Origin of the sequence: Nostoc sp. FACHB-152 (genome assembly GCF_014697475.1) — a bacterium.
Taxonomy (GTDB): Bacteria; Cyanobacteriota; Cyanobacteriia; order Cyanobacteriales; family Nostocaceae; genus Nostoc_B.
Map to the genome: position 1 here is coordinate 50,320 of NZ_JACJRV010000039.1, position 12,490 is coordinate 62,809.

A 12,490-nucleotide genomic window follows, 5' to 3' on the forward strand; every position below is an offset into this window, starting at 1 on the left:
GGAATAGGGAAAAGAAACCTATAGCGAGATTTTCCCTTTTCTCCCTGTCCCCTAACCCGTTTCCTCTTTCCACTCTCCACTCCCCACTCTCTGAGGAATGACAATGTAACCTGTAGTGCGATCGCCTAATACGAGGTTACGTTGTTCACCCCAATACCACCAGTGGGCGGCTACATAAGCGCAGATTAAACTGTCTAGTTTGTCTTCGATGGCTTTAAGGGCTGCACCTGTAAGACTCAATTGGGTGAAAGAATTCTCGTTAAGGCCGCAGGGGAGCAGGTTTTGCGGTTCCTGGATGAATTTCAGACTAGGTTCAAGACTAGGTAAAACTTCGAGAATATATTGATAGAGTTTGATTAATTCTAGGCGACGCTCATTGATGCGTCCTTTTTTATATTTAAGGATGCGTTGTAAACCAAATAAATGCACGATCGCCGGATGGGGAAAAACTTCTATTTGATATCTGCCCCTTTTTTTGGGTTCGATAGTAGGTGCGTGAACAAAACCACGAGATTCTAATTGGAAGCCAAAGTTAATTGTGCGATCGGCAAAAGCTAAATTTTGATTCGCTGGGTAGCAGCCAGCATGATATTTACCAAAAAATTTATGGCTGAGTTTATCGGGGAGGCGGCTACCTGTGGCGTTGGGGATCAGAGTTGGCGCATCCACTGCAATGATTGCGGGTTCCTCTGGTTTTACCCAGGTATCTATCCAAGCGAGAATATCTGCGATCTCTTCTTTACGATCTAAATCAGCTAATTGTAGCTGTCCTTCTATTAATTCTAAACAGCATAAACCACTTGGTTGCGATTTCCACCCTAAATCAATGCCGATAAATTTCATAACTCATACCATTTTGGATTAGAGTAGCAGGAACCATAAATATACAAAAATAAACACAGATATAGATGTGTACCCTGCCAAACGCCGCTATACATCTATATCTATGTTTACCTGTAGTTTTATATAGCAAACCGTGTAGGAGATCCAAACAAATCTGTTGCCAGATTGCCTATCGCCTGCCTTCACGACTAGTTTGTCAATTAAATAGGATTGCTATATGCGAGATCTAGTCTGATGCAAGAGGTTTAAAGGATCAGCTTCAAAGTCTCCTGCTGTCTGACTATTATCAGTAGGTCGGATGAGTTTACTAGTGAAGCGATCGCTCCTACAGCCTTGTTTAAGGGTGAGTGAAACGGTCAGTTTGGCCATTGTGGTTTTCCACGACTAGGCTATCTTCATAGCTAACCGCTCTACTCAGCCTTAATTTCAACTTAGGTGAGAATGATATCACTAGCACCTAGTGTTACTCCACCTGCTAGAGGATGATATCATTGGCACTTGGTATTGGCCCACCTGTAAATTGAATCTCAAAGTCTGGACTTGTAGTGCCAAAGAGATTTGCTTGCAACAATCCGTCTTGGAATCGCACTTGCCCAACTGCATTAAAGCTTCCAGAGCCAATGAACACGAGCGTTCCGTTATAGAGTGTTCCTAAATCGATTTTATCAACACCAGTAGTGAAGTCTGTGATGGTATCACGGGAATTTGCACCAACTTGTGACTGACTGGCAGAAGTGTAGACAAATCTATCTGCTCCACCTCCACCTGTCAGGATATCTCGGTTCTGTCCACCTATCAGCACATCATTGCCAGATCCACCACTGAGAGTGTCGTTGCCAGATCTGCCATTGAGAGTGTCGTTGCCAGCTCCTCCATCGAGATTATCGTAGGCAGAGCCTCCATTGAGATTATCGTTGCCATCATCTCCAAACCCAGAGATTGCTGTGTTTGTACCACTAGCATCCAACCTATCGTTTCCTACACCACCTCTAAAAGTCACAGCACTTACGCTAGTTCCTCCTAGATTGCCAACGACAAGGCTATCATCGCCTCCTAACCCATTAATCTCGAAACTTTCTGCACCATTGACTGTTAGGGTAAATGGAACTAAATTCAGCCGTTGAAATATGGCGTTACTACCATTTCTCTGTAAGCTGAATTGGTCGCCCGCAGGCGCACCATTGACCTCAACGATGTCGTAGCCAGCCCCACCATTGATGATGTCGCTGCCGTCACCGTTATTCCAAATTAGTCGGTCGTTGCCATCCCCACCATTGAATGTGTCACTACCAGTATTGCCAACTAGGGTATCGTTGCCAGATCCGCCATTGAGTCTGTCGTTGCCTGCTCCACCATTGAGTCTGTCGTTGCCAGATCCGCCATCGAGAGTATCACTTGCAGACCCACCAGTGAGAGTATCGTTACCCCCATCGCCAAAGGCTGTGATTTTGATGGTTGTACCACTACCATTAAAGCTATCGCTTCCTGCACCGCCTCTAAATGTAGTACCAGAAGAAGAAGAAGAAGAAATTGACAAAGAAGAAGAAGACGACGAAGAAGACGAAGACGAAGAAACAGAAGAAGAAGAAACAGAAGAAGTAACAACATTACTTCCTCCTCCTTGCTTTTCGGCCTCTGCTACTACGTCTTTTATAAATTTATCTATATCGAAATCGTCTAGTGCCATGATTAGGTTCTCCTGATTTGCTATCCTTGAAAGACTATCAAGTTTATTAGGTACTAATAGCTTTAGTAGTACCTAATAAACTTGAAATATTTTAAAAAATTTCCTACTGGAAATGTAGGCTTGGCTGATTCAAAAAGCAGTCATAGCTAACAGCATTTATTTGCTTGGTAGCTGTATAATAAACACTACCATTGTCAACTTCGCCTGACAATTCTTATGCATCAAATTTTGGGAATTTTTCTTATTTCCAGCGTGTACCTGGATAATAAATGAAAAAGATAGGAATTAAATCGACACAGTTAGCAAAATACTATTTATCTTTCTGAGAATCGATAATGCTTAAATATGAGCTTTATTTATTCCGCCCATATCTTGGCTAACTCCCCTATAGAAGACCTACTTGTAAGTTTATATAAAACTACGAAAAATCATCCACTTAGATTGTAACTTTTTATAAACTCTATGCATCAATTGAATAATAATCTAGTTTTGACGAAAATGTATAATATTAACTGTTTAAGATCAAGTCATGAGGACTATAATCTTTCACTTTCTCTTGCGCGCTCCACGTAGCATTGTTTTACTTTTATATTCAGCATCTGCAATATTGTATTCACTGTTATTTTGACAATTAAGAAAACCTGTAATTTTCTAAATAGCTACAAAACTTATCTTTATTTGTTATGAGATTTTTTTTAATCGTTAATTGTTATTTATTTAACTTCGGTAGTGTAATTTATCTGCAAAAACTTGGAGCGAGTATTCTAATTTTATTATACTGTTTAACTGGATAAAATATGTTAATTATTTAGTTCTAAGCATCTGATAATTTATATTATTTATATAAAAATAGGACAAATTTAAGTTTAATAACTTTGCCATTATATAGATACGATCGCATATCAGTTTAGTTATAAAAGTGATTATTAAAAATTGAACTTGCTCAATTTCAATTTTTAGGGAATTAAATCATATCACCACTTAATAAATTTAGTCTATTTTGTAACTTCGGTAGGAAATTATGAGCTATAATGCTCTTGAATTGCCAAGCTTGCTGTTAAAAATGCTTCTTGCTTGCCTTGTGCAGAATATGGACATCTTGCTTTTTGATAATCTGTAATTGCCGCTTGATTATTGCCTAATTTACTTTGCAGATTTACCCGATGAAAATAAGTATCTACTTGCCCATTGTTTATAACAATTGCTTTGTTGTAGTTCACCATCGTTTGTTGATTGTGGCCAAGTTGATAGTTAGCAATATCTCTGTTTGTATAGCTGTCGCTATCTTCAGGAGAAAGTTGAATTGCTTGAGTATAATTCTCTCTAGCTTTTGGGTAACTTTTTGAAGCCTCATCAGCTTTGCCTTGCTGATTATAGATATAAGAAAAAGAGGGATTTTGCTTTATAGCGATTATGTCGTCTTTGATCGCTGCTTTATAATCTCCAAGTTGGCTGCTAAGATTAGCACGATATAAATAGGCTCTATCGTGATCTTTGTCGAGTTGGATGACTTGAGCGATATCTTTCAAAACCTCTCCATAGTCTGGTTTATGCCGTTTCTCCAGCCCTTGGTTTACAAAGCTTTCCACCTGAATCGACTGGAGTAAGGGTACTAGAGTTGAAGAAGGTTTAGTGGTAGTACTCGCTGGAGAAGAATGATGATGTTGGGCGATCGCTGGTATAATTTGGAGACTGACAAGTAAAGCACCTATGAGGCTGGCTAGTCCCCATGTGGCAATCTTTTTTAACAGACGGCGCATAGTTTTACTGGATGATTTGATTAGGTCAAAAACTACTGTGGCTTAATCTTCTGGCAAAACATAGTCCAACTGAGGTCAGCTGTTGCTTGTACTGGTAGAAATGCAGTAGAAAAGCAGCTACTAATACTACTCTAACGAACTTTTTCTACATAGATTGTTTTGCCCTGTGATCTTCAACATTACTCTGAACAATGCTCTCGTCTGTCCAAATCTACATCCTCTTTGCTTTCAGATTTAGCTTCTATATATATCTATAGATAGAGGTATGTTCATTAACTTAATGCATAGTTCTTACGATCTATAGAAGGGATGCTGGCAGAGGCTTTGCTGAAACTTTAACAACTTCAAGCTGATTGATTATATCGTTGTCTTCGGAAATCGTATTGTGACAGTAGGTTATGTACTTACCAACTGAAAACCTAAGGGAAGCATAAAAAATTACCAGCACGCTCCTAGCTTCAGGGCTACTCATCAAGTTATGCGGCTTACTTTCATGTCTCTCTTGGTAGATGGCAAATTTTGAAAGCAGAAATCATAAAAAAACGTCAAGAATTACGAAAAAAAAGTCATACATTAAAAACTAAGCAAACACAGCATTGTTAGTGGGTTGTGTCTGTTTAGAATCGTTAATTTCCCTTGAACAAGCTCACTAAACTGATAGAAAGATAGTGCGGCTAAGGTTGCTTATTGATCAAAAAAAATTAATATTTGTCAGGAGAGTTTTTGTAACATTTTCTAGGATAAGAGTAGATAATTTGAAAATTTCATCTTGAATTGCTTATGAAGCAACGCACATATATGCTGATAGGGTTTTTCCTCAGTTTTCTTTTAAGTTTCGTTCCCTTTTCAGTGAATTTGCTCACAGCCACACCAACAGCAGCTGCGCCTGTACCTGGTTTATCTTTTACCCAAGGCGTACAAAAAACAGTATTAGACAATGGCTTGACAGTATTAACTAAAGAAGTGCATACTGCTCCGGTTGTGAGTGTACAAGTTTGGTATAAGGTTGGCTCACGCAACGAAGGTAAAGGAGAAAATGGGATTTCCCACCAGCTAGAACATTTGATGTTCAAGGGTACAACTGACCGTCCAGTACAGTTTGGACGTTTGTTTAGTGCCTTAGGTAGCCAGTTTAATGCTTTTACTAGTTACGATGAAACAGCTTACTTCGGCACAGTACAGCGAGACAAACTACAAGCACTGCTGATCTTGGAAGCCGATCGCATGAAAAATGCGTTAATTGGGGCTGACCAACTCAAAAGTGAAAAACGAGTGGTGATATCCGAGTTGCAAGGGTATGAAAATTCACCGAGCTATCGTTTGAATCGGGCAGTAATGCGGGCAGCTTTTCCAAATCGAGCCTACGGCTTAATGGTGGGCGGCACAAAGGCAGATGTAGAAAATTTTACTCTCGAACAGGTGCAGAATTATTATCAAACTTACTATAGCCCTGACAATGCCACTTTAATAATTACAGGTGACTTTGACACAAAATCTGTACTTAAGTCCGTTAAAGAGACTTTTAGCAAGTTGAAAAATAGTCAAGGGTCAACGGTTAATGCTCAAGGGTCAACGGTTAATGCTCAAGGGTCAAAACCTTCAACTCCTATAGTCCTAAAGGAACCAGGAAGTGCTGCACTGTTGCAAGCTGTCTATCCTTTACCAAATATCCAGCATCCTGATGTGCCAGCAATTGATGTTATGGATGCAATTCTTACAGGTGGACGCAGTTCTAGACTTTATCAAGCTTTGGTTGAGTCTGGTCTGGCTAGTTCTGTAAGTGGTGCGGCGGCGGAGTTAATCGAACCAGGTTGGTATGAAATTGATGCGACAGCTGCGCCTGGTCAAAAGTTAGAGAAAATTAGTCAAGTTCTGCAAACATCTCTATCACAATTACAACAAAAAGCTGTTAGCTCAGAAGAATTAAACCGAGCCAAAACATTACTCCAAGCTTCGTTTGTCTTAGATAATCAAGACATTACTAGCCAAGCTAGCCAATTGGGTTATAACCAAACGATCGCCGGAGATTATAGATATATTGAACGATATTTAAGTGCGATCGCCAAAGTTACCCCAGAGGATGTGCAAAGAGTCGCCAAAACTTACCTCGTTCCAGCAAAACAAACCATTGGCTTTTTTGAACCGACTCAACCAGACGGTAAACCAGGAACTTCTAATGCTGGTGCTGGCCGCACTATGGAAAACTTCAGTCCTGGTAAACCTGTAGACCCCGCAGAACTAGCCAAATACTTACCACCAGCCAACTCAGCTACAAAGTCTAATAAACAACCCCTACCACAGCAGTTCTCTTTGGCTAATGGTTTGCGAGTTTTATTGCTACCTGATCGCAGTGTACCGACAATTAACATTAGTGGTCAAGTCGATGCTGGCTCGGAATTTGATAGCAATCAAAAAGCGGGATTAGCCAGTCTAACTGCGGAAAACGTAATGAATGGTACGCAGACTAAAAATGCTTTGGTTCTAGCACAGACCTTAGAAGACCGGGGAGCTAGTCTAGATTTTAATGTCAGCCGTGAAGGTGTGAATATTAGCGGTCAGGGATTATCAGCAAACTTGCCCATATTAATTCAAACTTTGGCAGATGTGCTACAAAATGCTAACTTTCCTGCTGACCAATTAGAACTGAGCCGCCAAAGAGCATTGATTAGTCTGCAAGCGCAATTAGATGATCCTAATGCTTTAGCTAGACGAGTATTCCAACAAACCATCTATCCAACTAATCATCCTTTTCACAGTTTTTCCACAGTCGAGAGCTTAAAGAATATCACTCGTGATGATGTGTTGGGTTATTACAAAGAACACTACCGACCAGACACGACAACACTAGCTTTAGTAGGTGATTTTGACCCAACTAAGGTAAAAGAGTTGTTGAATCAAACTTTTGCTAAATGGCAAGCTGAGGGTAAACCGCCTGTGGTAAATTTGCCGAAAGTCTCACTACCAGAGACATCGACTCGTCTGAATAAAGTAATTCCTGGTAAGGCTGAGGCGGTGACTTACATCGGCTACAACGGTATCGCTCGCAAAGACCGGCGTTATTATGCGGCGTTAGTATTGAATCAGATTTTAGGTGGTGATACCTTAGCCAGCCGTTTGGGTACAGAAGTACGCGATCGCCTGGGTTTGACCTATGGTATTTACAGTGGTTTTGCTGCTGGGGTCAATCCTGGCCCATTTTTAATTGAAATGCAGACTGCGCCTACAGATGCCCAAAAAGCAATTTTTAGCACTGTAGCTTTACTCAAACAGTTGCGCGAACAAGGCATCACTGAAGCAGAATTAAATACTGCCAAGCGTTCAATTACTAATAGTTATCCCGTAGATTTAGCTAATCCCAGCGAAGTTGCTAGCATCATTTTAAACAATTCTGTTTTTGGACTTTCATCTACAGAAATCCGAGAATTTCCTCGCCGTATTCAGGCTGTAACTATGGCTCAAGTACAACAAGTAATCAAAGATTTGATTCTGCCTGAAAATGCGGTAATTGTGACTGCTGGCCCTGGAGTTACAGTACCCACTGCTAATTGATTGGTATGTAGAGACGTAGCATTGCTACGTCTCTACTGTATAGTTTTTGCGAGTATATATTGCCAAAATTAAAACTAAAAAAGTCAGAATACCTGCTAAATATAATGGGTAGGCATAAGTTTGGGGATAAGCTTGATTAATTAGCATCCCAGCAATTACAGGGCCAATAGCATTAGAAATGCTTAAATAAGAGGAGTTCAACCCCATTGCTGTACCTTGGTCTTGAGGTTTAGCGTTGAGAGAAATTAATGTATTAATCATGGGTTGAACTAAGGAATTAAATAGAGAATATAAAATACTAATGACAACAAAATAAGTAATACTTTGCCAAATTGGCATGAGCATAAATGATAGGCTCCGAATAGATAAAGCTAGAAATAAAATCTTAACAACATTAAATTTGCGGCTTAACAGTGACACTCCCCAAGTTTGCATGATAGTACCTAGCACACCAAACAAGATAAACATTAGTGTCAAAGATTGGCTATTTTGTCCTAAAACCTTAATAAAGTAAGGTTGAAATGCATAAGTAAAAATGGTGAAAGTTGTACCAATAAAAAAATTAATAATTAACAGCACACCAATTTTGGGCATAGCTAAACCACGAATTAAATTACCTAATCCGAGGTCAAAGATATTGTGTGCTTTTTCTGCTTTATTGTGGAGAGATTCTGGCAAGCAGAAAATAGTAATTAGTAAAGCTAAAAATGCGATCGCAGCAGAAACTAAAAAAGCTGCTCCTAAAGAAAATTGCTGCGCCAGCAAGCTGGTGACAGGCCCCAACACAAAACCTAAACCAAAGGCTGCACCATAAATTCCAAAAGCTTTAGCACGATTTTCTGGTGTAGTAACATCAGAAATAATTGCCTGCGCCACTGAAGCATTACCGCCAGTAATGCCATCGAAAAATCTGGCGAAGAACAGCCAAGCGGCTGTAGTTGCAGTACCAGCGATCGCATTGGCAATCACTGTCCCAGCTAAACTAATCATCAATAAAGGTTTACGTCCAAAACGGTCAGATAGTTTACCAATGACAGGCGTGGCAAAAAACTGAGCTATTGAGTAGGTCGAAAATAACAAACTCGTTTGGAAATCACTGAGTCCAAATTGTTTGCCATAAAGATAGATAATAGGTATTAAAACTGTAAAACTGAGGGAATTAATAAAGGCAACTAAAGCAGTAATCCAGAAATTTCGGTTCATCAGCAGTATACGAGCTACTAATATCACTTAGCCACTGCACTGTATCAGAAAATAGCAACCTTTATATAGCCATCCTATTTGGTTCACAAACTAGTATTGGGGATAGGCAATAGGCAATAGGCAATAGATTTGTTGGAATATCATTTAGTGTTGCTATACCTTAGTCATAATTAACGTTTCGCCGTTCTTTTGGTCAATCCAATGAAACTGCTATTCAAAACACTTGTTCGGAAGCAACGACAGCGTTCACAACCTATTATTCACTTGAAATTTCACAATGGGAATTTCGAGATTATGGGCTTAGGTGTATGGCATTCTTACTGGCGTGATCCTTATCATTTACTGCTAACAGTGCCTTGGACTGGCTTTGTATTACTGATTTGTATCTTTTATATAGCTATTAATGCTTTGTTTGCCCTAGCGTACTTGTTAGGAGGAGATTGTATTGCCAATGCTCGCCCAGGCTCTTTTGTAGATGTTTTTTTCTTCAGTGTCCAAACTCTGGCATCTATTGGCTATGGGGCAATGTATCCCAAAACAAATTACGCCAATTTCATCGTCACCATTGAAGCAATAATTGGTGTGATGGGAATTGCTGTGATGACAGGATTAGCGTTTGCTCGGTTTTCTCGTCCAACTGCGCGTGTGCTGTTTAGTCGAGTCGCTGTGATTGTACCGTATGAGGGCGCGCCTACTTTGATGTTTCGCACCGCTAACCAACGGCGTAATTTAATTTTAGAAGCGCAGATGCGGGTTTACTTAATGCGCGATGAAATTACAGCAGAAGGACAATTTATGCGTCGTATTTCTGATCTCAAATTGGTAAGGCAGCAAACACCCGGTTTTGCTTTAAGTTGGTCAGTTATGCACATCATCGATGAGTCTAGTCCTTTATATGGAATGACACCAGAATCTTTAAATCAGACTAATAGTTTATTGATGATTTCTTTGACAGGGATCGACGAAACTGTTTCCCAAGTTGTTCATGCCCGCCATAGTTATAGTGCTAATGACATTTTGTGGAATAATCGATTTGTCGATATCTTGCATCACGCAGGTAACGGACATCGTTACATCGACTACAAGCATTTTCATGATGTGGTGCCTTTGGAGTAGGGGAAGCAGGTGAGCAGAGGAGCAGGGGGGCGAGGGAGAAAACTATTGACTATGGACTATTGACCAATAACTAAATTTGCAACATCCCTTCAGGATTGACTGAGAAAAGCGATCGCCTCTGCAAACCTTCGCGGTATAAAATTTCGTTGGCGGCTAATAAGCCACTACTCACAGCCCTTTCCATTAAGCCGCAAGGAAATGGCATTTTCACCCAATCTCCGGCAAATATTAAGTTAGAAATAGCGGTGATAGTTTCGGGACGTTCCGCATAACTATTAGGTGGATAGCCGGAAAAGTTATGTTGATTCACTAACTCTCGATGCAGCACTTTTGCTTGTTGCAATTCGGGGACAATTTCATAGAGTTCTTTTTCAAAGGTTGTCAGTAAAGCTTCTTGAGTAGGAAATTCTTTTTCTTTATAACAATAAGCGTGTAACTCAACCACACTCCCACCAGTTTTTTCCGCCCAATCAATAAATTGTTGTTGAATGCGATGATAAAGGGTGATGCTATCAGTTAATTGGTAGCCAGATAAAGAAGTAAAATTACTTTGTGACCATTCAAAATCGCGGTCAAACCAGAAGCGACACACCGCAAAGGGATCAGCAATACTCAACTTTTCTACTTGCGATCGCACTGTGGTATTGACATCACCATTTACTCTTTGAAATAACTGTTGCACACCAGGAACATCAGTGGCAAACACATAATAATCGGCTTCAATTGTGGCTGGCGTTCCTGATGTAGAATTAGCTGCTAGTAGTTGCACCTCATCATCTTGGCGTTGCACTACTTTAAACTTAGTTAAATCTCGTTGTGCAGGCCCTTTTAAAACTTTGCCATCAGCCGCAAAAACTGCTCCATGACAAGGACAATGGAATTTCCCATCAGCTGCTTTCTGCACAGTACAACCTTGGTGAGTGCAAGTCAGAGAAACCGCTTCTTGACTACCTGATGGTAAAGCAAAAACTTCATCAGCCGCACCGAAATATTCTATCTTGTCATCGGCGATCGCGCTGTTGCGTTTCACCGTAAAAGCTACGTTATTTTGATTGCTGCCAACGTAATATTTCACACCATTAATCTGTCCATACTGTGCCAAAATTTCACTCACATTGGCATCAGTAATAACTTTACCGCCCTGCTTTTGAATTGACTTAGCAATAGGTTGAACTAAGCTAGTTCCCATATCATCCTTAGTTCCATTAAAAGCTAGTCCTTCTGGGTTGCCAAAAAAATAAAAGTGGAAGAACTGCATCAGTTCTCCGACACTCATGACATCAGGTGCATTTAAACTAGACTTGGCAAAGGGGAGAAAATATAAGTCGTATAAACCTTGCGGAAATTCCGTTTCTACCCAATCAGCAACCGATATATTATCAAATCGCTGGTAGTTCTTTTCGCGTTGAAAACCGGTGATGGCTTGGAATACTTGGAGATGTTTGATTTTGGTCAAATTGATCCCCCACTTGAAACGGTTGGGAGATGCGATCGCTAAATCTATAATATTCCAAGGAAAAGCCGAGCGACTGGGGCGAAATATCTCTGGTTTGTATTTATCACCGTGATAGACCACAGAATAAAAGTTAAGCGATTGGAAGTTATCATTTATCCCCAATTCTGCCACTAAACTATTCAAATTATAGTATTGGGGAAAAAAGCCATGAAAACCATGTTCCATCATGAAAGTTTCCCCAGCCGCTTCTATTTGCCAACTAGCGATTTTACCCCCCAGTTGCGGAGACTTTTCTAACAGCGTAACGACAAACCCCCGTTGACTTAACTCATAAGCACAAGCTAAACCTGCTAAACCACCCCCAATTACCACAACAGTTTTTTCCTGATTCAGTATGCGGGGCAGAGCAAGAGTATCATTTTGAAATAACGTTGGTTTGGGCTTAGTAAACCGAGAGTATCCTGTTACTCCTGCAATTGCACCAACACTAAACAATTTGAGCAGTGTACGACGGGATATAGTAGATGATTCCAGCTTAGACATTGTGCTTCTTGGTTACAAAATTAACTCTTCACGATGCAATCCAGGTGTGAAATTCTAACTGTGTGTTAGTCGATTGTTAGAAGTATTTTTTTCAACACCACGCTGGCATCAACCCGATTTATTTTGCCAGAACCAGAAAAATTGTCAATGCCTAAAGCTAGCTATATTTTTTAACTTGAAACAAATTTGCAAAAATCAAGATATAGCAGGGGACAGGTAATAGGTGACAGGTTATAGAACCCATTTGACATCTTAGGAAGAACCTGCAAGCCTCTTAATCATGAGCCTGATGAAGCAGAGGTTGAGTTTGGCAGTGGCACTAGCTAGAGTTCG

Annotated in this window: 8 protein-coding genes; 2 read left to right on the plus strand and 6 right to left on the minus strand. The window is 40.2% G+C overall.

The window, feature by feature from the left end; translation table 11 throughout:
• Window positions 1-51 precede the first annotated feature (51 nt).
• The 4 genes from H6G76_RS22080 to H6G76_RS22095 form a co-directional block, all read right to left on the minus strand.
• Window positions 52-843, minus strand: coding sequence for a DUF429 domain-containing protein (locus H6G76_RS22080; protein ID WP_190705577.1), 792 nt, complete (start codon window positions 841-843; stop codon window positions 52-54).
• Between the two features lie 213 nt (window positions 844-1,056).
• Window positions 1,057-1,212: a hypothetical protein gene (locus tag H6G76_RS22085; protein WP_190705580.1), complete on the minus strand. Its 156-nt coding sequence runs from the start codon at window positions 1,210-1,212 to the stop codon at window positions 1,057-1,059.
• Window positions 1,213-1,318: 106 nt separating this feature from the next.
• Window positions 1,319-2,530 (minus strand): calcium-binding protein, encoded by a 1,212-nt coding sequence (locus H6G76_RS22090; RefSeq protein ID WP_190705583.1) that lies wholly within the window; start codon window positions 2,528-2,530, stop codon window positions 1,319-1,321.
• A gap of 1,019 nt (window positions 2,531-3,549) precedes the next feature.
• On the minus strand, window positions 3,550-4,290 hold the full coding sequence (locus H6G76_RS22095) for a tetratricopeptide repeat protein (RefSeq protein WP_190705586.1): 741 nt from the start codon (window positions 4,288-4,290) through the stop codon (window positions 3,550-3,552).
• A 780-nt stretch (window positions 4,291-5,070) separates the two neighbouring features.
• Between H6G76_RS22095 and H6G76_RS22100 the strand changes: the two genes are divergently transcribed.
• Complete coding sequence (locus H6G76_RS22100; RefSeq protein ID WP_190705588.1) at window positions 5,071-7,839, plus strand: pitrilysin family protein; 2,769 nt, start codon at window positions 5,071-5,073, stop codon at window positions 7,837-7,839.
• Between the two features lie 24 nt (window positions 7,840-7,863).
• Here H6G76_RS22100 and H6G76_RS22105 read toward each other — a convergent pair whose 3' ends face one another.
• On the minus strand, window positions 7,864-9,042 hold the full coding sequence (locus H6G76_RS22105; protein ID WP_190705591.1) for an MFS transporter: 1,179 nt from the start codon (window positions 9,040-9,042) through the stop codon (window positions 7,864-7,866).
• 201 nt (window positions 9,043-9,243) lie between these two features.
• Here H6G76_RS22105 and H6G76_RS22110 point away from each other — a divergent pair, with 201 nt between their 5' ends.
• On the plus strand, window positions 9,244-10,158 hold the full coding sequence (locus H6G76_RS22110; protein ID WP_190705594.1) for an ion channel: 915 nt from the start codon (window positions 9,244-9,246) through the stop codon (window positions 10,156-10,158).
• Window positions 10,159-10,228: 70 nt separating this feature from the next.
• Here the strand turns inward: H6G76_RS22110 and H6G76_RS22115 are convergent, their stop codons facing one another.
• Window positions 10,229-12,157, minus strand: coding sequence for an FAD-dependent oxidoreductase (locus tag H6G76_RS22115; RefSeq protein WP_190705596.1), 1,929 nt, complete (start codon window positions 12,155-12,157; stop codon window positions 10,229-10,231).
• Between the last annotated feature and the right edge of the window lie 333 nt (window positions 12,158-12,490).

Coding starts and splice junctions, on each gene's coding strand:
- H6G76_RS22090 (WP_190705583.1), bottom strand. CDS start 2,530: ATGGCACTAGACGATTTCGATATAGATAAATTTATAAAAGACGTAGTA.
- H6G76_RS22100 (WP_190705588.1), top strand. CDS start 5,071: ATGAAGCAACGCACATATATGCTGATAGGGTTTTTCCTCAGTTTTCTT.
- H6G76_RS22110 (WP_190705594.1), top strand. CDS start 9,244: ATGAAACTGCTATTCAAAACACTTGTTCGGAAGCAACGACAGCGTTCA.
- H6G76_RS22095 (WP_190705586.1), bottom strand. CDS start 4,290: ATGCGCCGTCTGTTAAAAAAGATTGCCACATGGGGACTAGCCAGCCTC.
- H6G76_RS22080 (WP_190705577.1), bottom strand. CDS start 843: ATGAAATTTATCGGCATTGATTTAGGGTGGAAATCGCAACCAAGTGGT.
- H6G76_RS22085 (WP_190705580.1), bottom strand. CDS start 1,212: ATGGCCAAACTGACCGTTTCACTCACCCTTAAACAAGGCTGTAGGAGC.
- H6G76_RS22115 (WP_190705596.1), bottom strand. CDS start 12,157: ATGTCTAAGCTGGAATCATCTACTATATCCCGTCGTACACTGCTCAAA.
- H6G76_RS22105 (WP_190705591.1), bottom strand. CDS start 9,042: ATGAACCGAAATTTCTGGATTACTGCTTTAGTTGCCTTTATTAATTCC.